The sequence below is a fragment of the Mycolicibacterium sp. XJ879 genome, assembly GCF_053483935.1.
The window spans coordinates 66,157-92,950 of record NZ_JBEFTH010000012.1 but is presented as its reverse complement, the minus strand read 5'-3'; the positions used below and the strand labels follow the sequence as shown (position 1 = coordinate 92,950).

Genomic DNA, 26,794 nt, shown 5'->3' with positions numbered 1-26,794 from the left:
GCTGTCATGAGAAGCGTTTGAAGCAGCGGTCCTGATCGCCGAGCACCCCGATGCGGAACGCGTCGATCCGGGAAAACCCGGATGGCACCGACTCACCGTTGACATCGCTGGCGACCAAGCCGTTGGTGAGGATGCCCGACACCGCCTCGTCGACGTCGCCCGCGGTCAGCGCGACGGTGTTGCCGTCGGGCGTGGTGACCGACTTCGACAGCATCGTGGTGGCCACACCGGTCAGACAGGCGGTGCGCAGCGCAGCCTCGGCGTCGTCGAGCGCGACGCCGCCGCGCTGGTGCTGGATCGCCTGCATGTAGCGCGACACCAGCACCGAGTAGGCGGTGTTGTCGCCGGTGGCCAGCCCGACACCGCCGCTGGTGACGTCTAACGTGCCCATCCGGGCCAGCTCGTCGAGGTCGACGGCGATGGTGTTGGTGGCCGGGCAGTACGCCACCGGCGGGCTCGGTCGGGTGCCGGGACAGTCGGCGACCGCAAAGCTCAGCCGCGGCGGATCGGCGGGCTCGAAGAGAATGTTCAGCACGTCAATGATGGCGCGCACCGAGGTCTCGCTGACTTCCCACTCGCCCGTCTCGTTTTCGTCGAGCAGCACGGGCAGATCGCCTCGGCGCTGGCCGATTTCGCGCATGTCGATCGAGGCGCATGCGGCCGCGCCGTCGGTGAAGCCGAACTGGAACGCCGAGAGCCGTTCGAACGCCGAGCCGTGCGCGTCGACCCCGGCGTCCGGGTCGGTCTCGCTCATCAGCGGATCGCGGAACGCGATCACCGCGGCCAGCACGTTGTTGAGGCCTTCGCCGGTGGACAGCGTGAACCGCGGCGAGTGGTCCTCGGCCACCCAGCGCATGTAGACCCCGGCCAGGCAGTCGGCTTGCTGTTCGGCGACCAAGGTGGGGGTGATATCGCCGACCATCTTGGCCTGTCGCTGCACGGCGTGGCCGTACTCGTGGGCGAGCACCATCGTGACGCCCATGTCGCCGTAGGCGTGCTGCAGGTCGGGCAGCAGTTCGCCGCGGTCCCAGCCGATGGTCTGGTCGTCGTGGCAGAAGCCGGCGTTGACCAGGCCGTAGGTGTCGCCGCCGCAGAACTCGATGCTGTCGAATCCGTTGGCGTCCCAGGAGATCAGGGCCTTCACCCGGCGGAACGCGCCGCCGAGCGGCTCGCGGTAGGCGTCGGACCAGAATTCCTCGATGTCGCTGACGGCCTGGCGGGCCAGTTCGTCGACGTCGCCGCCGTCGGTGCCGTGGACCTTGCGGGTCGGTTCGGCGGCGTCGGGCCGCAGCCCGGTCGGTCCGTCGGTCGCCGGCATACCCGCGACGCGGAACGGGTCGGCGAACACCGAGACGGGTTGGCCCTGCAATGTCGCCGTACATGCCGCGACGAGCAGCGCCGACGCCGCAGCGAGCACGGCGCCCACCAGGTGTCGTCGACCCATGCAGATATACCTAATACGCCAAGTTTCGCCCAATGGGACATTTGGGCGCGAAAGTGCGAGTGAATTTCGCCAATACGTCGATTTCGGCGCAAGCGGGTCAGGCGCCGCGCAACCGTTGCAGCGCCTGGCGCACCCGCGTCGGATCGGTCGTCGCCCAGAACGGCGGCAGCGACGCGCGCAGGTAGCCGCTGTAGCGGGCAGTGGCCATCCGCGAGTCGAGCACCGCGACGACGCCACGGTCCTCCACGGTGCGCAGCAGCCGGCCCGCGCCCTGAGCCAACAGCAACGCGGCGTGGCTGGCGGCGATGGCCATGAACCCGTTGCCGCCGCGGGCCGCCACCGCACGCTGGCGCGCGGTGAGCAACGGATCGTCGGGCCGCGGAAACGGGATGCGGTCGATGAGCACCAGCGACAGCGACGGGCCCGGCACGTCGACGCCCTGCCACAGCGACAACGTGCCGAACAGCGACGTCTCGGGATCCTCGGCGAACCGCTTCACAAGCGCCGACGTGGTGTCCTCACCCTGGCACAGCACCGGGGTGTCGAGGCGCTCGCGCATGATCTCGGCGGCGGCCTTGGCCGCCCGCATCGACGAGAACAGGCCCAGCGTGCGCCCGCCCGCCGCGGTCACCAGCGCCGCGATCTCGTCGAGCTGTTCGGGGTTGTTGATTGTCGCCGACTCCGCGCCTCCGGGCCCGCTGCCGCGATGCCCCGGCGGCGGCAGATGCGCGGCGACGTAGAGGATGCCCGACTTCGCGTGCTCGAACGGCGACCCGACGTCGATACCGCGCCACTTGGTGTCCTCGCCGAGCCCCCAGGCCGCGGCCATCGCGTCGAACGTGCCGCCGATGGTCAGCGTCGCCGAGGTCAACACGGTCGTCGAATGCTCGAAAAGCCTGCCGCGCAACAACCCTGCCACCGAAAGCGGCGCCACCCGCAGCACCGCACGCACGTTGCCGCGGTTGTCCTCGCGGTCCAACCACACCACGTCGGTGCGGTCAGGGATGGCCGGCACGAACGAGTCGAGGATGCGCGACGCGGTGTCGGCGACGTCGGTCAGCGCGGTGACGGCCTCCGCGCGCGCCGACGCGGCCTTCGGGTCGGCCGGGCTGGTATCGATCGCCGAACGCACCCCGTGCGCGGCGTCCCGCAACGCGGTCAGATAGGTCGCCAACTCGTCGTCCAGCATGTCGATGCGCCCGGGCGTGGCGTCGTGGATCGCCGACGAGATCGTCGCGGTCGCGGCCTCCAGCCGTTGCGCGAGTTCGGCGTCGACGAGGCGCGCCGCGCGGCGCTGCGCCACCCCGAGCGACGTGGCCGAGAGCTCGCCGGTGGCCACCGACGTCACCCGGTCGACCAGTTCGTGTGCTTCGTCGACGACGAGCACGCGGTGCTCGGGCAGCACGGCCGCATCGGAGATCGCATCGATGGCCAGCAGCGCGTGGTTGGTGACGACAACATCGGCGTGCCCGGCCTTGTCGCGGGCCCGCTCGGAAAAGCAGTCGGTGCCGAACGGGCACCGCGACACCCCTATGCACTCCCGCGCCGACACGCTGACCTGCGACCACGACCGGTCCGGAACCCCCGGGGTCACTTCGTCGCGATCACCTGTGTCGGTGTTCGACGACCACGCGATGAGCCGCTGCACATCGCGGCCCATAGCGCTGGCGGCCATCGGCTCGAACAGCTCCTCCTGCGGCCGGTCTTCGGGTTCGGCCGCAGCCGACCCGTTATGAATCTTGTTCAGGCACAGGTAGTTTCCCCGGCCCTTCAGCAACGCGAACTCCGGGGCCCGTGGCAGCGCGTCGGCCAGCGACTCCGCCAGCCGCGGCAGGTCGCGGTCTACCAGTTGGCGTTGCAGCGCGATGGTCGCCGTCGACACCACGACCGGTTCCTCGATCTCGAGGGCACGTGCGATCGCGGGCACCAGGTAGGCCAACGATTTGCCGGTGCCCGTTCCGGCCTGCACCGCCAGATGCTCACCGGTGGCGAAGGCGCGCGCCACCGCCTCGGCCATCTCGATCTGACCGCTGCGCTGGCTGCCGCCCAACGAGGACACGGCCGCGGCCAGCAGGTCGGTGACCCGCCGCTGTTCCCGGGTCGTCCCCTGCGCTGCGCGCGTGGGCCCAGCGCTCCTACCCTCCGAAGCCGTGGTGCCTCCTAAGTTGCGCGCGAAACCATGCGGGTCGGGATCGCCGGTTCACCGCGGGACAGCGCCAGACCATGCCACGGCAAGCTTTCCAGCCCGGCGCGGACCCGGTCGCGCGCCGTCTCCAGCCTGAGGTCGCCGACCGGTTCGCCGTCGCGCACCAGCGCCTCGGTGAGCGGCCGCTCGACCAGCCCCCGCTCGTCTGCGGGCGGCTGTCCGTACAGGTGCACGACCTCTTCGACGACGGTGCCGGTGGTCTTGGCCAGCCGCGTCGCCTGTTTGCGTCCGCCGTGGGATTCCTTGTGGCTGCTGCGCTTCTCCACCGGCATCCCATCGACCTCGACGAGCTTGTACACCATGCCTGCGGTCGGTGCGCCCGATCCGGTCACCAGCGAGGTGCCGACGCCGAACATGTCGACGGGTTCGGCGCGCAGCGCGGCGATCCCGAACTCGTCGAGATCGCCGGAGACCACGATGCGGGTCCGGTGCGCACCGAGCCGGTCGAGTTGCTCGCGGACCTGACGCGCCAGCACCCCCAGGTCACCGGAGTCGATGCGGACCGCACCGAGTTCGGGCCCGGCTACCTCGACGGCGTTGGCTACGCCGGTGGTGATGTCGTAGGTGTCGACCAGCAGCGTGGTGCCCACGCCGAGCGCCTCGACCTGCGCCGCAAACGCCGCCTTCTCGTTCGGCCCCTGCTCGGTGGTGTAGAGCAGCGTGAACGCGTGGGCGCTGGTGCCCGCGGCGGGCACCCCGTAGACGCGCTGCGCCTCGAGGTTGGACGAGGCGCTGAACCCGGCGAGATAGGCCGCCCGGGCGGCGGCGACGGCGGCTTGCTCATGCGTGCGCCGTGAGCCCATCTCGATCAGCGAGCGGCCCTCGGCCGCCGACACCATGCGCGCGGCCGCCGACGCGATTGCGCTGTCGTGGTTGAAGATTGACAGCGCAAGGGTTTCCAGCACCACGCACTCGCCGAATGTGCCGTGCACGGACAGCACCGGCGAGCCCGGGAAATACAGCTCGCCCTCGCCGTACCCGTCGATGTCGCCGCGGAACCGGTAGTCGGCGAGGTAGGCCAGCGTCTCGGGGTCGCAGAAGTCCGAAAGCGCCGCGAGCGCGGCGTCGTCGAACGTGAACTGCGCCAACGACTGCACGAACCGGGCGGTACCGGCGACCACGCCGTAGCGGCGGCCCTCGGGCAGACGTCGGGCGAAAACCTCGAAGGTCGTCCGCCGGCGCGCAGTGCCGTCGCGCAGGGCGGCCGCGAGCATCGTCAGCTCGTACTTGTCGGTAAACAACGCCACAGCCGGCCGGGTCACACCGCAACCGTAGTAGTTAAAGGCCCTCGATATGCCCCGGCTATCCTGAAGAACATGGTTACGCCGGCCAAGGCTCGACCGGGAACCCGCGAGGAGCGTGACGTCGCCACGCACGAGGCGGCCGACGTCCCTTGGGTGACGATCGTCTGGGACGACCCGGTCAACCTGATGACCTATGTGACGTACGTTCTCCAGAAGCTGTTCGGCTACAGCGAGCCGCACGCGACCAAACTCATGCTGCAAGTGCACAACGAAGGTAAGGCCGTGGTGTCGGCGGGCAGCCGTGAGTCGATGGAGGTCGATGTGTCCAAACTCCATGCCGCCGGCTTGTGGGCGACCATGCAACAGGACCGCTGACAGAGCAGTGCGTAAATGGAAGCGGGTCGAGACTCCCGACGGCCCGCGGTTCCGGTCGGCGTTGGCCGCGCATGAGGCCGCGTTGCTGCACAGCCTCGCCACCTCGATGATCGGTATGCTCGATGAGCGCCAATCCACCGCTCCCGCAGATGAATTGGAACAGATCACCGGTATCCGCACCGGAAACTCCGCCCCGCCGCAGGACGAAACGATGAAACGCCTGCTGCCCGACTTCTACCGGTCCCAGACCGACCATCCCGCTGGTTCGGGCACGGCCGAATCCCTCAACAGCGCGTTGCGCAGCCTGCACGAGCCCGAGATCATCGACGCGAAACGTCAAGCCGCACAGCGGCTTCTGGACACCGTTCCGCAGGCGGGCGGCAAGCTCGAGCTGACCGAGGACGACGCCCACGCGTGGTCGGCCGCGGTCAACGACATGCGGCTGGCGCTGGGCACGATGCTCGGAGTCGCGTCGGGCGGACCCGACGCGCTGCCCGACGACCATCCGTTGGCAGGGCACCTCGACGTGTACCAGTGGCTGACCGTGCTTCAGGAATATCTGGTCCTCGGGCTCATGGGCAAGTCGCGTTGATGAGCGCCATTGGCGGAAAGAGAGAACAGTGACGGGTTCGATCACCGAGGTCGCCGGCGTCCTCGTCGGTCAGCACCATCAAATCGACGCCGATGCCACGCTCGGGTCCGGATGGGCCAGTGGCACCACGGTGGTGCTGGCGCCGCCCGGCACGGTCGGCGCCGTCGACGGCCGCGGTGGTGCCCCGGGCACCCGCGAGACCGACCTGCTCGACCCGAGCAACTCGGTGCGCCACGTCGACGCCGTGGTGCTGTCGGGTGGCAGCGCGTTCGGGTTGGCCAGCGCCGACGGCGTGATGCGGTTCCTGGAGGACCAGGGCCGCGGGGTGGCGATGGAGGGCGGGGTGGTGCCGATCGTGCCCGCCGCGGTGGTCTTCGACCTGCCCGTCGGCGGCTGGGCGTGCCGGCCGACGCCGGAGTTCGGCTACACCGCGGCCCAGAGCGCAGGCACCGAGGTGGCGCTCGGCACCGTCGGCGCGGGCACCGGAGCGCGCGCCGGCGTGCTCAAAGGCGGCGTCGGCACGGCGTCGACGACGCTCGAATCGGGCGTGACCGTCGGGGCGCTGGTGATCGTCAACTCCGCCGGTGACGTGGTGGACCCGGCGACCGGGTTGCCGTGGCTGGCCGACCAGGTCGACGAACTGGGCCTGGTAGCGCCGCCGCACGACCAGATCGCCGCCTACGCCGGAAGGCACCAGGAGTTCAGCCCGCTCAACACCACGATCGCCGTAGTCGCCACCGACGCGGTCCTGAGCAAGGCGGGGTGTCGGCGCGTCGCCGTCGCCGCGCACGACGGTCTGGCCCGCACCATCCGCCCGTGCCACACCCCGTTGGATGGCGATACGGTGTTTGCGCTGGCCACCGGTGCTGTCGAGGTACCGCTGGACCCCACCACCCCGGCCTCGATGTCGCCGGAGACGCCGCTGATCACCGCGATCGGGGCGGCCGCCGCGGACTGTCTGGCCCGCGCGGTGCTGGCGGGTGTGCTGGCGGCGGAGTCGGTGGCCGGAATACCGACGTACCGGGACATGTTGCCCGGAGCATTCGGGTGACCCGTCCACGAACAGGGCCCGTAGAAAGGGAATGACAGTGCTGGTGATCCGCGCCGACCTGGTCGACGCCATGGTCGCGCACGCCCGCGCCGACCACCCCGACGAGGCGTGCGGGATCATCGCCGGACCGGAGGGCTCCGATCGTCCCGAGCGGTTCATCGCGATGGTCAACGCCGAACGGTCCCCGACCTTCTACCGCTTCGACTCGATGGAGCAGCTGAAGGTGTGGCGGGCGATGGAGGAGGCCGGTGAGACGCCCATCGTCATCTACCACTCCCACACCGCGACCGAGGCGTACCCCAGCCGCACCGACATCTCTCTCGCTTTCGAACCCGACGCCCACTATGTGCTGGTGTCGACCCGCGATCCCGACGCGCACGAACTGCGCAGCTACCGCATCGTCGACGGCGTCGTCACCGAGGAACCCGTCAAGATCGTCAAGCAGTACGAGGAGCAACCATGACCGTGAACGTCTCGATCCCAACCATCCTTCGCCCCCACACCGGCGGTGAAAAGCGGGTGACCGCATCCGGTGACACCTTGGCCGCCGTCATCAGCGACCTCGAGACGAACTACTCCGGCATCGCCGAACGGCTCGTCGATAACGGCAAGCTGCACCGCTTCGTCAACATCTACGTCAACGACGAGGACGTGCGGTTCTCCGGCGGGCTGGACACCTCGATATCCGACGGCGACTCGGTGACCATCCTTCCCGCCGTGGCAGGAGGCTGAGTGGGCGCCCGATGACCCGTTACGAGTCACTGCTCGACGCGCTTGGTGACACCCCGCTGGTCGGGCTGCGCCGGCTGTCGCCGTGCTGGGACGACGCGCCCGACGGCGCACCGCACGTGCGGCTGTGGGCCAAGCTCGAGGACCGCAACCCCACCGGCTCCATCAAGGACCGCCCCGCGCTGCGGATGATCGAAGACGCCGAACGCGGCGGCCTGCTGCAGCCCGGCGCGACGATCCTAGAGCCCACCAGCGGCAACACCGGGATTTCGTTGGCGATGGCCGCGCTGCTCAAGGGCTACCGAATGATCTGCGTGATGCCCGAGAACACCTCGATCGAACGCCGTCAGCTGCTCGAGCTCTACGGCGCGCAGATCATCTTCTCCCCGGCCGAAGGCGGATCCAACACCGCGGTGGCGCACGCGAAAGAGCTTGCGCAACAGAACCCGTCGTGGGTGATGCTCTATCAATACGGCAACGCGTCCAACACCCTGTCGCACTACGAGGGCACCGGGCCTGAGCTGTTGGCCGACCTGCCCGAGATCACCCACTTCGTCGCAGGCCTCGGCACCACGGGCACGCTGATGGGCACCGGGCGCTATCTGCGTGAGCAGGTCCCCGACGTGCAGATCGTGGCCGCCGAACCCCGCTACGGCGAAGGGGTTTACGCGCTGCGCAACATCGACGAGGGGTTCATCCCCGAGCTGTACGACCCCGACGTGCTGACCACCCGCTTCTCCGTCGGCTCCTATGACGCCGTCAAACGCACCCGCGAACTGGTCCAGGTCGAGGGCATATTCGCCGGCATCTCCACCGGCGCGGTGCTGCACGCCGCGCTGGGCATGGCCGCCAAGGCGGTCAAGTCAGGTCAGCGCGCCGACATCGCATTCGTGGTCGCCGACGCCGGTTGGAAGTATCTGTCGACCGGTGCCTACGCCGGTAGCCTGGATGAGGCTGAAGACGCGTTGGAAGGACAGCTGTGGGCATGACAGGCACGGGCGGATACCCTGGCGCACCCGGGCCCGCGCAGCCAAAGAAGCGCCCCGCCTGGCTGGTCGGCGGCCTGACCATCGTCAGTTTCGTGGTGCTGCTGTGGCTGATCGAGCTGTGGGACTCGCTGACCGGACATCGCCTGGACGACAACGGAATTCGACCGCTGGAAAGCGACGGGCTGCTGGGCATCCTGTTCGCCCCGCTGCTGCATTCGGACTGGGATCACCTGATCGCCAACTCCATTCCCGCGCTGGTCCTCGGATTCCTGATGACGCTGGCGGGGATGTCGCGGTTCATTTTCGCCACCGCGATCGTGTGGATCCTCGGCGGCTTCGGCACTTGGTTGATCGGCAATGTCGGCACGTACTGCCCGTACGTGCGCTGCGAAACCAATCACATCGGCGCGTCAGGGCTGATCTTCGGCTGGCTGGCGTTTCTGATCGTGTTCGGTTTCTTCACCCGCAAGATCTGGGAGATCGTCATCGGCGTGGTCGTGTTGCTGCTCTACGGCAGCATTCTGCTCGGCGTGCTGCCCGGCACCCCGGGCGTCTCCTGGCAGGGCCACCTGAGCGGGGCGGTCGCCGGCGTCATCGCGGCCTACGTGCTGTCGGGGCCCGAACGTAAGGCGCGGGCGCTGCGACGGCCGGTCGAGCCGCCGCGGCTGACGTGACCGGACCTTCGGTGGACGCGGCTCTGCCGGTCGGCATCTTCGATTCGGGGGTCGGCGGGCTGACGGTCGCCCGCGCGATCATTGACCAGCTACCCGACGAGGACATCGTCTACGTCGGCGACACCGCCAACGGACCCTACGGGCCGCTGACCATTCCACAGATCCGCGCGCATGCGCTGGCGATCGGCGACGACCTGGTGGCGCATGGCGTCAAGGCCTTGGTGATCGCCTGCAACTCCGCGTCGGCGGCGTGCCTGCGCGACGCCAGGGAACGCTACGCGCCGGTGCCCGTCGTCGAGGTGATCCTGCCCGCGGTGCGGCGTGCGGTGGCCGCAACCCGCAACGGCCGCATCGGGGTCATCGGCACCGAGGCGACCATCACGTCGGGGGCCTACCAGGACGCCTTCGGGGCCGCGCGCGACACCGAGGTGACCGCGGTGGCGTGTCCGCGGTTCGTTGACTTCGTCGAGCGGGGTGTGACCAGTGGGCGCCAGGTGCTGGGCCTGGCCGAGGGCTACCTCGAACCGCTGCAACGCGCCGAAGTCGACACCCTGGTGTTGGGCTGCACCCACTATCCGATGCTGTCGGGGCTGATCCAGTTGGCGATGGGTGATCATGTGACGCTGGTGTCCAGCGCGGAGGAGACTGCCAAGGACTTGCTACGGGTGCTCACCGAACTGGATCTGCTGCGTCCCCACCGCGAGCAGCCGGACGGCCGCGGTGCGCAGCGGATCTTCGAGGCGACCGGTGAACCTGAGTCGTTCACCGCACTTGCCGCCCGGTTTCTCGGTCCGTCACTGGACGGTGTTCGACCTGTTCAACGTCACGTCGGGGCCGGGAAGTGATCTACCGCAGGAAAGAAGCGCAAACGCGCCATGTCTTCGTCACATGAGTGACGGGCATGGCAAGCTAGAGAGCGTGCGAATCACCGTACTCGGTTGCTCCGGCAGTGTCGTCGGACCTGATTCGCCAGCGTCTGGTTATTTGATCACGGCTCCGGATACCCCGCCGCTGGTAGTCGATTTCGGCGGCGGCGTGTTGGGTGCGCTGCAGCGCTACGCCGATCCCAACGATGTGCATGTGTTGCTTTCGCATCTGCACGCCGACCACTGCCTTGACCTTCCCGGGTTGTTCGTCTGGCGCCGCTACCACCCGGCGCCGGCCCAGGAGCCCGGCGTGCTGTACGGGCCGGCGAACACGTGGGCGCGGCTCGGCGCAGCGTCATCGCCGGAGGGCGGTGAGATCGACGATTTCTCCGACGTTTTCGAGGTGCGCCACTGGGTGCACGACGAGCCGGTGACGATCGGCGCACTGACCGTGGCGCCTCATCTTGTTTGTCACCCGACCGAGTCCTACGGTCTGCGCTTCACCGATCCGTCTGGTGCGACGTTCGTCTACAGCGGTGACACCGGCTACTGCGAAGCGCTGATCGACCTGGCCCGCGACGCCGACGTGTTCCTCTGCGAGGCGTCGTGGACGCATTCCGAGGACCGGCCGCCCAACCTGCACCTGTCGGGCACCGAGGCCGGGCGGGCGGCCGCCGAGGCCGGCGTCGGCGAACTGTTGCTGACCCATATCCCGCCGTGGACGTCGCGTGAGGACGTCATCAGCGAAGCGAAGGCGGAGTTCAACGGCCCGGTGCACGCGGTGGTGTGCGGGGAGACGTTCGACGTCCCCCGCAAGTGAGCTTTTCCCGCCCAAAGGGACAAGCGGGCGCGACAAAACGTCGACCTCGGCGATGACGGTGGCACCCGATAGGGTTGGCCCGTGTCCACACGAGAAGACGGCCGACGCGACGACGAACTGCGGCCGGTGCGCATCACCCGCGGTTTCACCACCCATCCCGCCGGGTCAGTGCTGGTGGAGTTCGGCGAGACCCGCGTCATGTGCACCGCCAGCGTCACCGAAGGTGTGCCGCGCTGGCGCAAGGGCACTGGGCAGGGCTGGCTGACCGCCGAATACGCGATGCTGCCCGCGGCCACCCACGAACGCTCGGACCGTGAGTCGGTCAAGGGCCGTGTCGGCGGGCGCACGCAAGAGATCAGCCGGCTCGTCGGCCGGTCGCTGCGCGCGTGCATCGACCTGGGGGCGCTGGGGGAGAACACCATCGCGATCGACTGCGACGTGCTGCAGGCCGACGGCGGCACTCGCACCGCCGCAATCACCGGCGCCTACGTGGCGCTGGCCGACGCGGTGACCTACCTCTCGGCGGCCGGTAAGTTGTCGGACCCGCGGCCGCTGTCGTGCGCGATCGCAGCGGTCAGCGTCGGCGTCGTCGACGGTCGCATCCGCGTCGACCTGCCCTACACCGAGGACTCCCGCGCCGAGGTCGACATGAACGTCGTCGCCACCGACACCGGAACGCTCGTGGAGATCCAGGGCACCGGGGAAGGCGCGACGTTCCCGCGATCGACGCTGGACAAGATGCTCGACGCCGCGATGGCGGCCTGCGAACAGATCTTCGAAATCCAGCGCCAGGCACTGGAATTGCCTTATCCCACGGAGTTGCCCGAATCTGCGGAGCCGGCGAAGAAGGCGTTCGGAAGCTGACCACGCTGCTGGTGGCCAGCCGCAACCGCAAGAAGCTGGCCGAACTGCACCGGGTGCTCGACGCCGCGGGGGTATCCGGGTTGACCTTGCTGTCCCTGGACGACGTGGCGCCGTTCGACGAAGCCCCGGAGACCGGGGCGACGTTCGAAGAGAACGCATTGGCCAAGGCGCGCGACGCATTTCGGGCCACCGGGCTGGCCACGGTTGCTGACGACTCCGGGCTGGAAGTCGACGCGTTGAACGGGATGCCGGGGGTGTTGTCGGCGCGGTGGTCGGGCGTGGCCGGCGGTGCCGCCGAAAGGGACCAAGCCAACACCGCGTTGCTGCTGGCGCAATTGCGCGACGTGCCCGACGAGCGGCGCGGTGCGGCGTTCGTGTCGGCGTGCGCACTGGTGTTTGACGCGGGCGGCGGCCAAAGAGAAGCAGTCGTACGTGGGACCTGGCCCGGCAGCATCGCGCGTGAACCGCGCGGCGACGGCGGCTTCGGCTACGACCCGGTGTTCCTACCGGCGGGTGCGACGCGCACCGCCGCGGAGCTGAGCCCGGCGGAGAAGGACGCCGTATCGCATCGCGGGCGGGCGTTGGCCGCGCTGCTGCCGGTGCTGCGTGAACTGGCCGGCTAGCCGAATTTTGTATAGCTGATCTAATCGGTAGCATGCCCGAGGTGCGCAGCCGCTTCGCTACCTCACGTGCCGAGGGCCCGCGCACCCGGCACCCCGCGATCGTTGTCGCGGTGCTCGCGGCCGCCGGTATCAGCGTGTCGCTGATGCAGACCCTGGTGATCCCGCTGATCCCCGAACTTCCCATGCTGCTGCACACCAACGCCGCGAACGCATCGTGGATGATCACCGCGACGCTGCTCACCGCGTCGGTGGCGACCCCGGTGTTCGGCAGGCTCGGCGACATGTACGGCCCCAAGCCGATTCTTCTTCTCTGCGCCGTCATCCTGACGGTCGGTTCGTTGATCGCGGCGACGACGAGCGCGTTGCTTCCGGTGCTCATCGGCCGCGCGCTGCAGGGGTTCGGCATCCCGATCATTCCGTTGGGCATCAGCGTGTTGCGGGCGTCGGTACCGCCGCACCGGGTGGGCACCGCGATGGGACTGATGAGCTCGTCACTGGGTGTGGGCGGAGCCCTGGGCCTTCCGCTGTCGGCGATCATCGCCGACCGCTTCGACTGGCACGCGCTGTTCTGGTTCGCCGCCGCGCTGGGTATCGCGTCGGGTCTGCTGTTCGCGGCGCTGGTTCCGCGGATACCGCCGACGTCGACCGACCGGTTCGACCCGCTCGGCGCGCTCGGCCTCGGTGTCGGGCTCGTGACGTTGCTGCTCGGCATCTCCAAGGGCGGGGATTGGGGCTGGACGAGTGCGACGACGCTGGGGATGTTCATCACGTCGTTCGTCGTCTTCGGCCTGTTCGGGCTGTGGCAGTTCCGCACCGCCGCGCCGATCGTCGACCTGCGCACCACGTTGAAGCGGCCCGTGCTCAGCACCAACGTGGCGTCGATCGCGGTGGGTTTCGCGCTGTTCGCAATGTCGTTGATCGGACCGCAGGTCCTGGAACTACCGCCGGCAACCGGTTATGGGTTGGGCCAGAGCATGTTTCAGGCCGGGCTGTGGTTGGCGCCCGGGGGTCTGGCGATGATGGTCTCGGCGCCGATCGCGTCTCGAGTGGCCGCGGCGCGCGGCCCGAAGTTCACGTTGATCGTCGGCAGCCTGATCGTCTCCGGGTCGTATCTGGCCGGTTTGGTGATGATCGGCAGCGCGTGGCAGGTGTCGGTGTTCAACGTGTTGGTCAGCATCGGGGTGGGGTTCGCGTTCGCGTCGATGCCCGCTTTGATCAACGCCGCGGTGCCGATCTCCGAAACCGCTGCGGCCAACGGTATCAACGCGCTGGCGCGGTCGCTGGGAACGTCCATCTCGAGCGCCGTCGTGGGTGCGGTCCTTGCGGGGATGACGATCTCGGTCGCGGGCCAGGCCTATCCGACGCTGACCGCCCTGCGGATCGCGCTGGTGATCGCCGCCGCCATGGCCGCACTCGCCGCGTTGCTTGCCGTGTTGATTCCGGCTGGGGTGGGTGGCGTCGACGAATCCGCCGCCCCGATGCGGGAACCGGTTACAAGCCGAAGCGGTCCTTGATCTCCTTGGTCTGCACCTGCTCGACGATGATGCCGACAAGGGGGATGGTGCCGGCCAGCAGCACGCCGATGGTCTTGGCGATCGGCCAGCGCACCTTCACCGCAAGGTTGGCGGTGAAGAGCAGATAGACGAAGTACACCCAGCCGTGCACGACGGCGATCCAGTTCAAGCCCTCGACGTGGTACACGTACTTCATCACCATCTCGTAGCACAGCGCGATCAGCCAGATACCCGTCGTCCAGGCGAGGATGCGGTAGCCGAGCAGCGCCTTGCGGATGGCGTCGATCGGGGTAGTGGGCGCAGGCGTTTCGGTCATGTCGTCGGCTGTTCCTTGTCTTTCTTTGCGGAGTCTTTCTCTGCGAGCTCGGCGAGGTAGGCGTTGTACTCCCGCAACGCTGGATCGCCGTCTGTGGCGGGCTCCGGCGTATGTCGTTCGGGCAGCAACCCGGCGGGGATCTCGGTGACGGTATCGCGGCTGGTCGGCTCGGGCGGCGCCTCTTCGTAGCGGACGAACTTGTAGTAGGCGTACACGAGGAAACCCGCGAACATGGGCCACTGCAAGGCGTAGCCGAGGTTCTGGTAGTCGCCCGCCGTGGACTCGAAGCGGGTCCACTGCCACCACGCCAGGGCCAGGCAGCCGGCGGCGCCGACGATCACCAATGCGATGAGCGCCGGTCTGCTACGCCGTGTAGTGGACACCATTCAACGGTACCGCGACGGCCTTCGGCCCGACGAACTCATCCAGCCGAGCGGTGGCCGCCTTGCGGTAAATGGAGACGATGTACTTACTCGACCGGGTCCAGGGGATGTCCAGCTGGTCGAGCGCGGCGGTGAACAGCCCCAGGATGTCTTCGGATCGGTTCGTGAAGTGGTACCGGATGCTGCGAACCCCGCGATCGTTGGCGACGACGCGGCAGCCGTCGCTGTGGATGAGGCCGAGAACGAACTCCTCGGTCGCCTGGTCAACGAGCGCTTCTTGCCAGGGCTCGAGTTTGATCGACCTCTCATGCTTCTTGCCCGGCCCGTGTTGCGGGAGGAGGCAGGGCCAGTGCTTCGAGAAGAGAGAAACATCGACACAGCCAACACGCTGCACACGACCCGCTCGTTGACCTGGCATCAGCATTTCGATGGCGTAGCAACACCGGTCAATAATCGACGGATACTTCTTATCGAGGGTGATTCGCAGACGCCAAACTCGACGTGCTCGTGAGATGGACCCGTCCCCGAGGTACAGGCCGAGCAGATAGCAATACGCTGCGGGGGACAGAGCCGCGAAGTCGTGGACAGCACCGCACTCGCTTGTCCCCGTGGGCCTCACCGCCATCTGCGGTTTGTTCCGCCAGTCTCGTACCGTCGAGCGTGGTAGACCTAGTTGACGGGCGACCTCGCAATCGTTAGCACCGGATGCGATGAGCCGCATCGCGGCCTCAAATTCTTCTGCTGACCGCACGTTCTATGCCCCTACCTTGTGTGTTTGCTATCAAGGTATGCGGCACGGCCGACATCTTTGCGAAGGCATAGGGCGGTACGATCGCCACGCCGCGGGCGTGATGAAATTGGCAAACATGATGGCTTTAGGTGCCATTGCTCGAGAGAGCTTGTGGGTTCGAGTCCCACCGCCCGCACGATGTTCGAGCGACCGCCGCGTAGAAATCGGCAGGAGCCGACGGTTTGCTGTGCCGCCTAGGTTCTCGGTGAAACGATCTCCGGTTCGGCGGACTGCCTGACGAAACAGACGATGCTGCCCCCGGTGCTCACCGCGGCGATCGAGCCGAACACCAGGGCCAGCATCCCGTCCCCGACCGTCCAGCTGGCCAGCGCTATCGCGATCGCGATCACCCCTGCGATGTTGAGGAACAGTCCCGTTGTCGCGATGGCCTCCGACCATGCCTCGGACTTCATGTCGTCAGAAGGTGCGGAGGTCCCCCCGTGCATCAGCACTCCCATCGGCGATCCAACTCAGTTGCCGATGAATTGACCTCTCAGGAAATTTCTAAACGCGTTGATGCCGAGAGAACGTCAGGCGGAGTGCTCGATCGTGTCCTGGCGATGGCGCACCGGGAAGCCGTTGAGTTCGGCGAGCGAGCGCAGTTGCCTCAGCGCGAACCGCCGGGCACGACCCGATTCCGGGATCAAAATGCCTGCCCATATGCCCTCGGCCGCCGGCGTCTCACACGCCTCCTGCGCGCACCGCCAGCGTCGCGGGCAGGCGCGACAGATCGCTTTGGCACCCTCGTCGGCGCTCATCGTCCAGCGGTCCGGATCGCGCGTGCAGGCACCGAGCGGGCTTTCATCGGCGGTCTTCCGATCGGCCAGCGTGTTGCCCGGCCACGCGACCACCCCAGGTGGCCGCGCATTGACCCCTTCGCGGTTCTGCATCTGTTGGCCTTCCGATGTCGCCGGTTCAGACCGCCGGCAAGCCGACAATACACGTGTATCGGAACTGACGATACAGGCGTATTGCTACGCTGCCACGGTGACAGTGACCGCCGACACGAGCACACGGTCGAGCGTCGAGAAAATCCGTGACGCGGCATTGCGGAGTTTTGCCACGACCGGAACGGGGATGACGTCATTGCGCGCAGTGGCCGCGGCTGCCGGCGTGTCCCTCGGTCTGGTCCAGCACCACTTCACGACGAAGGCCGGTCTGATCCAGGCCGTCGACGACTACGTGATGTCGGTGGTGAACGCGACCCTGTCGGAGCCCGTCCCCGAACCGCCCAGCGATTCGATCTCCGACATCGGGCAGCGGGTCACCCAGTTGGTCAACGAGCACCCCGACGTCATCGACTACGTCGGGCGTGCCCTGACCGACGGCAGCGCGCTGGGGCGCAAGTTGTTCGACGCACTGGCGGCCATGGGTGCGGCCCGCTGGCAACAGCGCACCGAGTTGGGGCTGACCCGGCCCGATCTGGACCCGACGTGGGCGACGCTGAACCCGCTCGTACTCGCGCTGGGCACCTTTATCCTGCGCGCGCACATCGAGCGGCACCTGCCCGAACCGTTCACCACGCCCACACAGCTGCAGCGTTGGCAGAACGCCGTCGACGGGCTGTTGCGCGACGGGCAGATACGCGACTAAAGACGGTCGCTACCAACTCTTTTGCGGTAGGTAGTCGGTGTCTCACCGCAGAACTGGGCGAACGCGCGGGTGAACGAGCTGAGGCTGTCGAAGCCGACCGCCGACGACGTCGCCTGCACAGATTGGCCCGGTGCTGCCAGGAGCGCCATGGCGCGCAGCATCCGTGCGTTTAAAAGGTATGTTCGCCAAGGCATTCCGAGCGTGTCGTGGAACAATCGCCGCAGTGTGCGCTCGGATACGGCGACGGCGCGGCTGACGTCTTCGACGGTGGCGGTGTCGAGGTGCTCCTTGGTGTAGGCCATGGCGGCCGCGACGATCGGTTGCTCGGAGGTCGGCAGGCTCAGCGGTGCCTCGTGATCCAGCGCTTCGCTGACCAAGTTGGCCAGGGTGCGAAAGAAGCCGTCGGATATGTCGTCGCCGTCCGGGCGGTCGATCGGCCAGCGCAGCGCGTAGAGCATCATCTCCCGGATCAGCGGCGAGACCGCGATGATCCGGGCGCGGTCACCGCCGTCGGGGATCAGCAGCGGGTCGAACATCACCGCGACGGTGCGCACGTCGGGGTTCATCGTCGCCTGGTGTTCCAGCCCGACGGGGATCCAGGCCGCCTGTTGCGGTGGTAGCAGGTAGTGCGCCGAGTCGGTCTCCACCTCGACGACGCCACCGACCGCGTACTCGATCTGGTGCACGTCATGGGAGTGCCACCCGGTGATCAGTGCGTCGCCGTGGTACAGGTAGCTGCCGCGCAAGGCGCGTCCGCCGCGGCGCAGGTCGATTACCCGGCGCGAGGCCGCAGCCACGTCGTTGGCCGATTCAGTCAATACTCTGTCCGATAGCGCAGAGACGGTCACACCATTAGACGGTACTACTGGGGGTATGAGCGAAGGTATGCGACCTGACGACCTGATCCTGGTGAGCATTGACGACCACGTCGTGGAGCCTCCCGACATGTTCCTGCGGCACGTGCCGGAGAAGTACAAGGCCGAGGCGCCGATCGTGGTGACCGACGACAAGGGCGTCGACCAGTGGATGTATCAGGGCCGCCCGCAAGGTGTCAGCGGGCTGAACGCGGTGGTGTCCTGGCCCGCTGAGGAGTGGGGCCGCGATCCGGCTGGGTTCGCCGAGATGCGCCCGGGGGTGTACGACGTGCACGAGCGGGTCCGCGACATGAACCGCAACGGCATCCTGGCCTCGATGTGCTTTCCGACGTTCACCGGCTTCTCCGCGCGCCACCTCAACATGACACGCGAAGACGTCACGCTGGTGATGGTGTCGGCCTACAACGACTGGCATATCGACGAGTGGGCCGGCTCGTATCCGGACCGGTTCATCCCGATCGCCATCCTGCCGACGTGGACTCCTGAGGGGATGTGTGCCGAGATCCGCCGGGTGGCCGCCAAGGGTTGCCGCGCTGTGACGATGCCGGAACTGCCGCACCTGGAGGGGCTGCCGAGCTACCACGACGAAGATTACTGGGGCCCGGTGTTTCGCACCCTGTCCGAGGAGAACGTGGTGATGTGTCTGCACATCGGCACTGGCTTCGGCGCGATCAGCATGGCGCCCAACGCGCCGATCGACAACCTGATCATCCTGGCCACCCAGGTGTCGGCGATGTGCGCGCAGGATCTGTTGTGGGGTCCGGCGATGCGCAACTACCCCGACCTGAAATTCGCGTTCTCCGAAGGCGGTATCGGCTGGATCCCGTTCTACCTGGACCGCAGCGACCGGCACTACACCAACCAGAAGTGGCTGCGCCGAGACTTCGGTGACAAGCTGCCCTCCGAGGTGTTCCGCGAGCACTCATTGGCTTGCTACGTCACCGACAAGACGTCGTTGAAGCTGCGGCACGAGATCGGTATCGACATCATCGCGTGGGAGTGCGACTACCCGCATTCGGACTGCTTCTGGCCCGATGCGCCCGAGCAGGTGCTGGCCGAGTTGAACGCCGCGGGCGCCGACGACAGCGATATCAACAAGATCACCTGGGAGAACTCATGCCGGTTCTTCGGTTGGGATCCGTTCGCGCGCACCCCGCGCGAGCAGGCGACCGTTGGGGCGTTGCGCGCCAAGGCCACTGACGTCGACGTGTCGATCCGCCCGCGCAAGGAGTGGGCACGCCTCTACGAGCAGAAGCAGCTCGCCAAGGCGTGATGTGATCAGCGTCGGTCTGCGTCGCCGCGTGGTGGATCTCCGAGCCTGAGCCGCTGCATCGAGGCGAGAACCGATGCCACGCCGATGGCCAGAAAGGCCACAGCCATCAGCAGGAACATCAGTCCGCCGTTGGTGAAAAAGGCGTAGCCGCGTAGTGCGCCCATCGCGATGGCGAATACGCCGCCCAGTATCAGCCATCGCGCCTGACGGACCGTGGGCGGTACGAGGCTGTTCACCACATCAGCCCGCGGACCATCTCGGCCGGCGGGACGTCCTCCACGGCAATGATTCCCTTGGGGGCGCGGCATACCCAGTCGATCACGTTGAGGACGCGGGCGGCGGTGGAGACGCAGCCGGCCTCGGTGACGTCGAGCGTCGGATGGGACAGTAGGGTGCTCATCTCGATGCGCGGTTCACCTTCCACGATCACCTTGTGCACACCGGAGTGGCCCTTGGGCGGATACTCCCAATCCGGTGCCGCGTCGGGGGTGAGCCGGGTGGTGTGCTCCACGGTGATGATCGGAACTCCGCCGCGTACCCCTTCTGCAGCGAAACGCACCCCGGCCAGCCGGCCGGGCTCGACGGTCATCATCTTGCACTCGATGCGTTTGTCGGTGTACCAGGGCTCGTAGCGGTCGGTGACCTCGTCGAGTTCGACGCCGAGATGGTGCGCGAGGTTGCGCACCAGCCCGCCGAATATCGACGCGACGACGCCGGGCTGAAACGCCATCGGCCGCTCATCGTCCGGGCCGGCACCGAAACCCATTGCAGTGCCTGTGTATTCGTAGTCATCGTAGTTGCCGTAGTCGAAGACCTCCTGCACGGCGACGGACTTTGCGCGGGTGACCAGGCTCAGCGCGGCGAGCGCTGCGGTGTCCCCGGAGTAGCCGGGGTCGATGCCGTTGACGTAGAGCGACGAATTACCTGCCTCACAAGCCTGTTCCAACGGTGTCCGAAGCCAGTCGTCGGCCTGGTTCGGTGTCACCAACCACACCATCGACGTGCCGACGACGTTGATGCCCGCGGCAAGGAACTTCGCCATCTGTTCGATCGCCTCCATCGGACGCGTCTCACCCAGCGCGGTGTACACCACGCAATCGGGCTTCAGCGCGATGAGCGCGTCGATGTCATCGGTTGCGATCACCCCGGTCGGTTCGCTCAGCCCGCACAGCTGGGCCGCGTCCTTGCCGATCTTGGCGGGGCTGGCGGCGTGCACCCCGACGAGCTCCAGATCGGGACGCCCGATCAGCGCAGGCAACGAGTGCTGCCCGACGTTTCCGGTGGAAAACTGGACTACTCTGCGCATCTGGTATCCGTTCTCGGTCAGTAGTCGGGGATGGGCAGTGGCAGGTTATTCGAGTCGATCCCGCCGTCGACGTGGAAGATGGCGTTGGTCGCGTAGCAGTCCTTGGTCGATAGGTAGACGCAGAGCCGACCGAGATCATCGACGTCGCCGAGTCGATGCAGCGGCGTGAGTGAGAGCATCGTGTCCAGTGCCCCCGGCATCATATCGAGGCCGCTTTGCAGTCCCTCGGTGGCGAATGAGCCGAGTGCGATGGCATTGACGCGGATCTTCGGTGCCAACTCCTGGGCCATCGCCCGAGTGAGTGCTTCGAGCCCACCCTTCGCGACGCAGTACGCGGTAAGTGCGCGGATGCCGAAACGTGCTGAGCCCGAGGAGATATTGACAATGTTGCCGTGTCCGGCCTCGATCATGTGACGGGCGGCGAGTTGACTCATGATGAACGCTGACGTGACACACCAGTCGAAGGTGTGCCGGAAGTCCTCGTCGGTGATGTCGAGAAACGACCCGAACGTCGAACCACCCACATTGTTGATGAGGATGTCGATACGCCCGAACTCTTTCATCGCCGTGTTCACCACACGTTCACCGTCCGCACGGCTCGTCGCGTCGGCGACGAGCGCCAACCCCTTGCCGCCGTTCTCCTCGATGCCGGCGATCGTCGCGTCGATGTCGGACTCGGTGCGCGCGGTGCCGACCACCGTCGCCCCCGCTTCGGCAAGCACCCTGGCGATCCCTTGTCCGACACCCTTACCCGAGCCCGTGACGATCGCCACCTGGCCGTCGAGGTTGAACTGTTCCAACGCCATGCGAACTCCTCCGTGAAATTGACTGCAGTCAATCACAGATGTCGAGCCAAGAAAAGTGTTGCTATCGTCAAGGTATGGCAGTGGTGGAAAGGCCATCGGCACGTGAGGCCAAGCGGCTACAGACCCGAGAGCGACTGATGGGTGCGGCCATTGCCGAGTTCAAGCGGGCAGGTATGGCCGAGGCCGACGTGGGCGCGATCGTGACCGCCGCCGGAGTTGCCCACGGCACCTTCTTTTTCCATTTCCCGACCAAGCAGCATGTGTTGCTCGAGTTGGAGCGGCGCGAGGAAGAGCGCATCGCCAAACAGCTCGGCCGGTTCGCGGAATCCAGGCGCACGCTGCCAGCGATCCTCAAAGAGGCCGTTCGACTGGTGCTGGGGCTGGAACGTCGCCTTGGCGCGGTACTGTTCAAAGATTTTCTCGCCCTGCATTTCTCGCAGAGTCGGCCTACCGACGAAAGCCAGGAGCACCCGGTCATCGTCAGGGTGGCCCAGGAGATCGAACGCGCCCAACAGGCCGGTCGGGTGGCCCCCGACGTCAATCCAATGAACAGCGCGGTGTTCTTCCTGCTCGGCCTGTACGCCTTGCTGACCACCACGTCCGAGTGGCCCACCCGGAGTGCGATGCTCGACGATTACATCGCCAGAACACTGCGCGGCATCGAGGTCCGCTGACTGATTGACTTGAGTCAACGTCGCTGACAAGCTCATGGCACCACGCCCGCTTCAGGAGGTGCCTGTGAACCCGCCCGCGATGACCGCAACCGTAAGCGGACTCGACGAACATGCGGAGGCCTCGCGGCAGGCCCAGCGCCAGGCCGACAAGTGGCTGATCTCGGGCAGTGTGCTCATCGGCACCGCGGCGCTCGGGATCTTCGGACTGCCTCTCTTTCTGCGGGGGGTGTGGCTGCTGCGCAGGGCGGCACGGAGCGGGCTGTCCGTGCGGCCGATGTTGGTGACGCTGCTGGGTTACTGCGTCATCGTCGACGCCGCGATCAACGTGTTCGGTTGGGCGCTGGACCTGGTGGCCCACCACACGATCCTGGCCCGAGTGTTGTTGAACGGCTGGGGTGCGATGTTCGACGCCGGATACTTCTGGCACTACAACGAACTGTGGCTCGGCGGTGCTGCCGGACCGGGGGAGAAGGCGCTCGAAGTCGGTCTGATCCTCACGGTGTTCTGCATGCGCATCGCCGCCGGCATCGGCTTTTTGCAGATGAAGCGCTGGGGTCATCAGTGGATGATCATCACCTGCTGGATGGGCGTGGTGATCTGGTGCGTGTACGTGTTCAACATGACGATGTACGCCGACGTCCGCTACGCCGGAGTGATACTGCCCGTCATCGGCTGGTGGATCTACGACATCTTCTACATCACCCCGTTCCTCGCGATTCCATATTTGCACTCGGTGAACAGAGAAATCTTCTCCGATTGACCTCGACTGACTGAACTCATTGACTTCAGTCAGCCCCTGCGTTACAAAGAGCGAATCATGACCGCACAGGTGAAGGCGTCGGCGCGCAAAGCGCAACGGCTGCAGACGCGCGAACGCATCCTCGGCGCGGCGATCACCGAGTTCACGAAGTCCGGCATGGCCGGCGCCGACGTCAACGCGATCGCGGCGGCGGCCGGTGTCGCGCACGGCACGTTCTTCTTCCACTTCCCCAGCAAGGAGCATGTGCTCCTGGAGCTGGAGAGCCGCCAAGAGGCACGCATCGCGACGGAGTTCGCGGAGTTCATCGAGCACCGCCACGATCTGGTCACCACATTGACCGCGGTGGTCGATCTGGTCACCGATCTGGAACACCGGTTCGGCCCGGTGCTTTTCAAGGAACTGCTGGCACTGCACTTTTCACCGACACGGCCGCACAAGGACGAATGGACCGACCACCCGGTGATCGTCCTGCTGGTCCGCGAACTGGAACGTGCCCGCGGCGACGGCGAAGTCCATCCCGAGGTCGACGCCTTCTACAGCGCGACGTTCTTCCTGCTCGGCATCTACGGCGTGCTGACAACCACGGCCAACCCGAACACCCGCGACATCATGCTGGCCAAATTGGTCTCGACCGCCGTTCGCGGCTTGGCAGTGCGATGACCGGTTCGCACTGGCAACGACACAACAACCGAGGAGATCGACGTGTGGGCTTGGATATGGGAGATATTGCGCTACGTAGGGGCGTGGGGTGGCGCCGCGCTGGTCATCTGGTTCTGGTACTGGATGTTCTCCAGCCTCGGCACGTTTTAGGCCAGCCATGACTGATCTGTCCGACGCTCACGCGCTGGCGGTCGAACGCAGTTGCGCCGTCACCGCTGTCGCGCTCAGCGGCCAGCGCCGCGAGGGCGTACGCCTGGTGACCGGTGAACATCGCCAGTTCAGCCTGAACGCGGGATTGGATTACGTGCTGGTGCCGTATCCGTCCCTGGCGCCGGACTGGACCCGCAGAACCCTGACGTGCGGTGTCGCGCTGCAGTGTGCACCGTCGAAGGAGCGGCTCGCCCACTTCCGGCTCAACGAACTCACCGCGCGTGAGCTTCGCGCGCTCACGCTGGTCGAGGCCGGCGTCGCACTGGGTTGGGTCGCGGTCAACTGGCCCGGGCTGGTGGTCGAGGCGCAGCGATTGCTGCCCGATCTCGAGGCGTTGCCCGACGACATGGCTGCCGACGCGATGCTCGAACGCGCGATCTCGTTGACGCGCAACGGCCAGCCGGTCGGCGACGTCCCCGCCGTCGTGGGCAGGCTGCCGCTGGCCTACACGGTGCCGCAGGGCCTGTCGGACAAGCTGCGGCGCAGCTTCGGCCGGATGCCGTGGACCACGACGCAAAAGCGGCTGCCGCGACCGTACTCCGTTCCGGTCGGCGGCGACGGGGGAGTCCGCAACCCCAACCTGCCGCCGCCCAGCCGCCCGCAGGACAACGATCTGGATCTCACGCCGGATCACCGGCCAGGCATTCCCTATCCGGAATGGAACGCCTGGACAAAGAGTTTCATGGCCGACCACGTCGCTGTCCTCGAACGTGCGCACGCCAGCCGCAACCGGCAGCCCGGAACGGTGTCGGCGGATCTGCGCAAGTGGTTCAGCGAACACACCCACCGTTCGATGAAGAACCGCCTCGAAGACGGTTCCGACCTGGACGTCGAGCAGTATGTCAACCATTACATCGACCTCACAACCGGCGAGGCCATCGAACCCCGCATCTTCAGAGAACTGCTGCCCAGCAGCCGCGACGTCACCACCGCGCTGCTGTTGGACGGCAGTTCGTCGCTGGGGGTACACGGCGGCCGGGTCTTCAAACTCGAATTAGCTTGTGCCGACGCACTGTCACGCGCCATGACACTGGCCCGCGAACGCCACGGCATCTTCGTGTTCACCGGCAACACCCGGCACCGGGTCGAGGTCAACTGCCTCAAGGACTTCGAGGACCGGCGCTTCGTTCCGCCCGGCCGGCTCGGCCTGTCGGCCGGTGGCTATACCCGGCTCGGGGCACCGTTGCGGCACCTGACAAGCCGCCTGCTAGCGCAGCCGTCGGAACGTCGGCTGCTGATCGTGATCGGTGACGGCCTGATCTCCGACGAAGGATACGAAGGCCGCTACGCGTGGGCCGACGCAGCACATGCGGTCGAGGAGGCCAACGACGCGGGCGTCTCGATGTACTACGTCGGCGTCGGACCGACCCGCGTCGACCCGCTTCCCGAGGTCTTCGGAGCTCGCCGGTCCCAACGCATCCGACGCGTTGAGGACCTGCCACGGGTGCTCGCCCACGTCCACCGCGAACTCGTCGCCGCCTGACCGCATCATCAACCCGAGGGAGCTCGAACCACCGATGACCACCGACACCTACTACTCGAACAGCAACGAGGTCCAGTTGTTCGAGCAGGCCTACCACCAGCGCCTGCCCGTCATGCTCACCGGGCCGACGGGCTGTGGAAAAACGCGATTGGTCGAGCACATGGGTGTGCTGCTGCGCCGGCCGGTCGTCACGATCAGCTGCCACGACGACCTGACCAGTTCGGACCTCGTCGGCCGGTTCATGGTCACCGGTGGCGACGTGGTGTGGACCGACGGACCGCTGACCCGGGCCGTCAAAGCCGGCGCGATCTGCTATCTCGACGAGGTGGTGGAGGCACGCCACGACTCACTGGCCGTGCTGCATTCGTTGACCGATCACCGACGCACGCTCTATCTCGACCGGGCCGACGAAGTGGTCCAAGCGCCGGAGACCTTCATGCTCGTGTGCTCGTACAACCCCGCATACCGAAGCTCGCTGAAGGAACTCAAGCCATCGTTTCGGCAGCGGTTCGTCACCCTGCCGATGAGATACCTTTCGCCCGAACGTGAGGCCGAGGTCATCGTCGCCGAAACCGGCATCCCGCTGCAGACGGCGACGCGGCTCGTCGCGTGCGCCACCGCGATCCGCACCGCCGACGAGGCGTTTCACTTCGAACCCCCGTCCACCCGCGTCCTGGTCACCGCCGCGTACCTGATCGCCGCGGGTGCAACGGAATTGGATGCCGCCGAAGCCTGCATTCTCGCGCCGTTGTCCAGTGACGGTGCGGTGACCGACGGCCTACGTGAAGTGGCCGTGGCCAGCCTGGCCGCCGCCGGCAACTCGAGCAAGCCGCACTGAGAAAGGGAGTTGTGATGGACCCCAAGGAGAAGCAGCGCAAGAAGGCGCTCATCATCCTGCAGATCGTCATCTACGGCTATCTGCTGGCGATGTTCCTCATCCAGCTCTACATGTCGTTCGAGCGTGGCTGGTGGTCGCTGTGAGTGCGACGGCCACAGTCAGTCTCGAAGATCATCACGAAGAATCGCGCGTCGCTCAACGTCGGGCCGACAAGTGGATGATCGTGGGCGCCGCACTGATGGGTATGTGGGCGCCCGGCATCATCGGGTTCCCCATCTTCATGCGCGGAGTCTGGCTGCAACGGCAGGCTGCCCGCGCCGGACTGTCGGTGCGACCGATGATCGTCACCCTCATCGGGTACCTGGTGTTGATCGACGGCATGCTCAACAGCCTCGGTTGGGCGCTGGACCTGGTCGCCAACCACACGCTGATCAACCGGGTGTTGATGATCGGGTGGGGCCACATGTTCGACGCCGCGTACTTCTGGCACTACAACGAACCATGGGTGGGCGGTTCCGCGGTGCCCGGCGAAAAGGCCTACGTCGCAGGCCTGATCCTCACCGTCTTCGCGATGCGCTGCGCCGCAGCGATCGGCTTTTTGCAGATGAAGCGCTGGGGCCACCAGTGGATGATCATCACCTGCTGGATGGGCGTGGTGATCTGGTGCGCGTACGTATTCAACATGACGATGTACGCCGACGTCCGCTACGCAGGTGTCCTGTTCCCCGTCATCGGCTGGTGGATCTACGACATCTTCTACATCACGCCGTTCCTGGCCATCCCGTACCTACACACGGTCAACCGCGAAATCTTCTCCGACTGAACAGGTTAAGGAG

Annotated in this window: 33 protein-coding genes, 1 tRNA gene and 1 pseudogene; 22 read left to right on the top strand and 13 right to left on the bottom strand. The window is 66.7% G+C overall.

The features are described from left to right. Nucleotides 1-4 precede the first annotated feature (4 nt). The 3 genes from ABQF13_RS22020 to ABQF13_RS22010 form a co-directional block, all read right to left on the bottom strand. A complete protein-coding gene (locus tag ABQF13_RS22020) occupies nt 5-1,444 on the bottom strand; it encodes a neutral zinc metallopeptidase (protein ID WP_448394906.1) in 1,440 nt (479 codons plus the stop codon). 97 nt (nt 1,445-1,541) lie between these two features. Beyond that, entirely contained in the window at nt 1,542-3,503 is a 1,962-nt protein-coding gene (locus ABQF13_RS22015) for an ATP-dependent DNA helicase (RefSeq protein WP_448394905.1), read from the bottom strand. 101 nt (nt 3,504-3,604) lie between these two features. Beyond that, a complete protein-coding gene (locus tag ABQF13_RS22010) occupies nt 3,605-4,912 on the bottom strand; it encodes a nicotinate phosphoribosyltransferase (RefSeq protein ID WP_448394904.1) in 1,308 nt (435 codons plus the stop codon). Between the two features lie 54 nt (nt 4,913-4,966). On the opposite strand from ABQF13_RS22010, the gene clpS reads away from it, so the two are divergent. The 12 genes from clpS (at nt 4,967) to ABQF13_RS21950 (ending at nt 13,991) form a co-directional block, all read left to right on the top strand. After that, nucleotides 4,967-5,269: an ATP-dependent Clp protease adapter ClpS gene (gene clpS / locus ABQF13_RS22005; protein ID WP_448394903.1), complete on the top strand. Its 303-nt coding sequence runs from the start codon at nt 4,967-4,969 to the stop codon at nt 5,267-5,269. Nucleotides 5,270-5,276: 7 nt separating this feature from the next. Next, nucleotides 5,277-5,861, top strand: a complete 585-nt coding sequence (gene aosR / locus ABQF13_RS22000; RefSeq protein WP_448394902.1) for an oxidative stress transcriptional regulator AosR — start codon at nt 5,277-5,279, stop codon at nt 5,859-5,861. Nucleotides 5,862-5,889: 28 nt separating this feature from the next. Then, nucleotides 5,890-6,912 (top strand): P1 family peptidase, encoded by a 1,023-nt coding sequence (locus ABQF13_RS21995; RefSeq protein WP_448394901.1) that lies wholly within the window; start codon nt 5,890-5,892, stop codon nt 6,910-6,912. 37 nt (nt 6,913-6,949) lie between these two features. After that, entirely contained in the window at nt 6,950-7,375 is a 426-nt protein-coding gene (locus tag ABQF13_RS21990) for a M67 family metallopeptidase (protein ID WP_448394938.1), read from the top strand. Continuing rightward, the gene (locus tag ABQF13_RS21985; protein WP_448394900.1) at nt 7,372-7,644 is read left to right on the top strand and encodes a MoaD/ThiS family protein; all 273 of its coding nucleotides are present in this window, start codon (nt 7,372-7,374) and stop codon (nt 7,642-7,644) included. Before ABQF13_RS21990 ends, ABQF13_RS21985 begins: the two co-directional genes overlap by 4 nt. Before the next feature lie 11 nt (nt 7,645-7,655). Beyond that, nucleotides 7,656-8,630, top strand: coding sequence for a cysteine synthase (locus ABQF13_RS21980; protein ID WP_448394899.1), 975 nt, complete (start codon nt 7,656-7,658; stop codon nt 8,628-8,630). Then, nucleotides 8,627-9,304: a rhomboid family intramembrane serine protease gene (locus tag ABQF13_RS21975; RefSeq protein ID WP_448394898.1), complete on the top strand. Its 678-nt coding sequence runs from the start codon at nt 8,627-8,629 to the stop codon at nt 9,302-9,304. Before ABQF13_RS21980 ends, ABQF13_RS21975 begins: the two co-directional genes overlap by 4 nt. A gap of 11 nt (nt 9,305-9,315) precedes the next feature. After that, a complete protein-coding gene (murI, locus tag ABQF13_RS21970) occupies nt 9,316-10,149 on the top strand; it encodes a glutamate racemase (protein WP_448394937.1) in 834 nt (277 codons plus the stop codon). A gap of 43 nt (nt 10,150-10,192) precedes the next feature. Continuing rightward, the gene (locus ABQF13_RS21965; RefSeq protein WP_448394897.1) at nt 10,193-10,990 is read left to right on the top strand and encodes a cyclic nucleotide-degrading phosphodiesterase; all 798 of its coding nucleotides are present in this window, start codon (nt 10,193-10,195) and stop codon (nt 10,988-10,990) included. 81 nt (nt 10,991-11,071) lie between these two features. After that, the gene (gene rph, locus ABQF13_RS21960; RefSeq protein ID WP_448394896.1) at nt 11,072-11,854 is read left to right on the top strand and encodes a ribonuclease PH; all 783 of its coding nucleotides are present in this window, start codon (nt 11,072-11,074) and stop codon (nt 11,852-11,854) included. Beyond that, nucleotides 11,851-12,477: an RdgB/HAM1 family non-canonical purine NTP pyrophosphatase gene (gene rdgB, locus ABQF13_RS21955; protein WP_448394936.1), complete on the top strand. Its 627-nt coding sequence runs from the start codon at nt 11,851-11,853 to the stop codon at nt 12,475-12,477. Before rph ends, rdgB begins: the two co-directional genes overlap by 4 nt. Nucleotides 12,478-12,509: 32 nt before the next feature. Continuing rightward, a complete protein-coding gene (locus ABQF13_RS21950) occupies nt 12,510-13,991 on the top strand; it encodes an MFS transporter (RefSeq protein WP_448394895.1) in 1,482 nt (493 codons plus the stop codon). On the opposite strand, the gene ABQF13_RS21945 is transcribed toward ABQF13_RS21950, so the two are convergent. From ABQF13_RS21945 to ABQF13_RS21930, 4 genes and pseudogenes are all read right to left on the bottom strand, one after another. Then, nucleotides 13,969-14,307, bottom strand: coding sequence for a DUF3817 domain-containing protein (locus ABQF13_RS21945; protein ID WP_448394894.1), 339 nt, complete (start codon nt 14,305-14,307; stop codon nt 13,969-13,971). The genes ABQF13_RS21950 and ABQF13_RS21945 overlap by 23 nt on opposite strands. Beyond that, the gene (locus ABQF13_RS21940; protein WP_448394893.1) at nt 14,304-14,690 is read right to left on the bottom strand and encodes a hypothetical protein; all 387 of its coding nucleotides are present in this window, start codon (nt 14,688-14,690) and stop codon (nt 14,304-14,306) included. Before ABQF13_RS21940 ends, ABQF13_RS21945 begins: the two co-directional genes overlap by 4 nt. After that, nucleotides 14,671-15,114: a hypothetical protein gene (locus ABQF13_RS21935; protein WP_448394935.1), complete on the bottom strand. Its 444-nt coding sequence runs from the start codon at nt 15,112-15,114 to the stop codon at nt 14,671-14,673. The genes ABQF13_RS21940 and ABQF13_RS21935 overlap by 20 nt, the downstream gene beginning before the upstream one ends. A 222-nt stretch (nt 15,115-15,336) precedes the next feature. After that, nucleotides 15,337-15,411, bottom strand: a pseudogene (locus ABQF13_RS21930) (hypothetical protein); the annotation flags it as partial. A 121-nt stretch (nt 15,412-15,532) separates the two neighbouring features. Here ABQF13_RS21930 and ABQF13_RS21925 point away from each other — a divergent pair. Then, a tRNA-Leu gene (locus tag ABQF13_RS21925) sits at nt 15,533-15,616 on the top strand. A gap of 58 nt (nt 15,617-15,674) precedes the next feature. Here the strand turns inward: ABQF13_RS21925 and ABQF13_RS21920 are convergent. Continuing rightward, a complete protein-coding gene (locus ABQF13_RS21920; protein ID WP_448394892.1) occupies nt 15,675-15,926 on the bottom strand; it encodes a hypothetical protein in 252 nt (83 codons plus the stop codon). An 84-nt stretch (nt 15,927-16,010) separates the two neighbouring features. Beyond that, on the bottom strand, nt 16,011-16,307 hold the full coding sequence (locus ABQF13_RS21915; RefSeq protein WP_448394934.1) for a WhiB family transcriptional regulator: 297 nt from the start codon (nt 16,305-16,307) through the stop codon (nt 16,011-16,013). A 160-nt stretch (nt 16,308-16,467) separates the two neighbouring features. Between ABQF13_RS21915 and ABQF13_RS21910 the strand changes: the two genes are divergently transcribed. Further along, complete coding sequence (locus tag ABQF13_RS21910; protein WP_448394891.1) at nt 16,468-17,073, top strand: TetR/AcrR family transcriptional regulator; 606 nt, start codon at nt 16,468-16,470, stop codon at nt 17,071-17,073. On the opposite strand, the gene ABQF13_RS21905 is transcribed toward ABQF13_RS21910, so the two are convergent. Next, a complete protein-coding gene (locus ABQF13_RS21905) occupies nt 17,070-17,921 on the bottom strand; it encodes an AraC family transcriptional regulator (protein ID WP_448394890.1) in 852 nt (283 codons plus the stop codon). The genes ABQF13_RS21910 and ABQF13_RS21905 overlap by 4 nt on opposite strands. 37 nt (nt 17,922-17,958) lie before the next feature. Here ABQF13_RS21905 and ABQF13_RS21900 point away from each other — a divergent pair, with 37 nt between their 5' ends. Beyond that, nucleotides 17,959-19,221 carry an amidohydrolase family protein gene (locus ABQF13_RS21900; protein WP_448394933.1) on the top strand — a complete coding sequence of 421 codons (1,263 nt, stop codon included), beginning with the start codon at nt 17,959-17,961 and terminating at the stop codon, nt 19,219-19,221. Between the two features lie 5 nt (nt 19,222-19,226). Here ABQF13_RS21900 and ABQF13_RS21895 read toward each other — a convergent pair whose 3' ends face one another. Genes ABQF13_RS21895 through ABQF13_RS21885 form a run of 3 tightly spaced genes read right to left on the bottom strand, consistent with a single transcriptional unit; the run spans nt 19,227 to nt 21,333 of the window. Beyond that, nucleotides 19,227-19,457 (bottom strand): hypothetical protein, encoded by a 231-nt coding sequence (locus ABQF13_RS21895; RefSeq protein ID WP_448394889.1) that lies wholly within the window; start codon nt 19,455-19,457, stop codon nt 19,227-19,229. Further along, complete coding sequence (locus ABQF13_RS21890) at nt 19,454-20,527, bottom strand: NAD(P)H-dependent amine dehydrogenase family protein (protein WP_448394888.1); 1,074 nt, start codon at nt 20,525-20,527, stop codon at nt 19,454-19,456. The genes ABQF13_RS21895 and ABQF13_RS21890 overlap by 4 nt, the downstream gene beginning before the upstream one ends. 17 nt (nt 20,528-20,544) lie before the next feature. Continuing rightward, nucleotides 20,545-21,333 (bottom strand): SDR family NAD(P)-dependent oxidoreductase, encoded by a 789-nt coding sequence (locus ABQF13_RS21885; RefSeq protein WP_448394887.1) that lies wholly within the window; start codon nt 21,331-21,333, stop codon nt 20,545-20,547. A 74-nt stretch (nt 21,334-21,407) separates the two neighbouring features. On the opposite strand from ABQF13_RS21885, the gene ABQF13_RS21880 reads away from it, so the two are divergent. From ABQF13_RS21880 to ABQF13_RS21850, 7 genes are all read left to right on the top strand, one after another. Beyond that, entirely contained in the window at nt 21,408-22,007 is a 600-nt protein-coding gene (locus ABQF13_RS21880; RefSeq protein ID WP_448394886.1) for a TetR/AcrR family transcriptional regulator, read from the top strand. 79 nt (nt 22,008-22,086) lie between these two features. Then, nucleotides 22,087-22,767 carry a hypothetical protein gene (locus ABQF13_RS21875; protein ID WP_448394885.1) on the top strand — a complete coding sequence of 227 codons (681 nt, stop codon included), beginning with the start codon at nt 22,087-22,089 and terminating at the stop codon, nt 22,765-22,767. Between the two features lie 57 nt (nt 22,768-22,824). Continuing rightward, nucleotides 22,825-23,427: a TetR family transcriptional regulator gene (locus tag ABQF13_RS21870; protein ID WP_448394884.1), complete on the top strand. Its 603-nt coding sequence runs from the start codon at nt 22,825-22,827 to the stop codon at nt 23,425-23,427. Between the two features lie 157 nt (nt 23,428-23,584). Then, on the top strand, nt 23,585-25,120 hold the full coding sequence (locus ABQF13_RS21865; RefSeq protein WP_448394883.1) for a nitric oxide reductase activation protein NorD: 1,536 nt from the start codon (nt 23,585-23,587) through the stop codon (nt 25,118-25,120). 34 nt (nt 25,121-25,154) lie between these two features. Continuing rightward, a complete protein-coding gene (locus tag ABQF13_RS21860; protein ID WP_448394882.1) occupies nt 25,155-25,958 on the top strand; it encodes a CbbQ/NirQ/NorQ/GpvN family protein in 804 nt (267 codons plus the stop codon). Between the two features lie 14 nt (nt 25,959-25,972). Continuing rightward, entirely contained in the window at nt 25,973-26,101 is a 129-nt protein-coding gene (locus ABQF13_RS21855) for a hypothetical protein (protein WP_268875954.1), read from the top strand. After that, the gene (locus tag ABQF13_RS21850) at nt 26,086-26,781 is read left to right on the top strand and encodes a hypothetical protein (RefSeq protein WP_448394932.1); all 696 of its coding nucleotides are present in this window, start codon (nt 26,086-26,088) and stop codon (nt 26,779-26,781) included. The genes ABQF13_RS21855 and ABQF13_RS21850 overlap by 16 nt, the downstream gene beginning before the upstream one ends. Nucleotides 26,782-26,794: the final 13 nt, after the last annotated feature.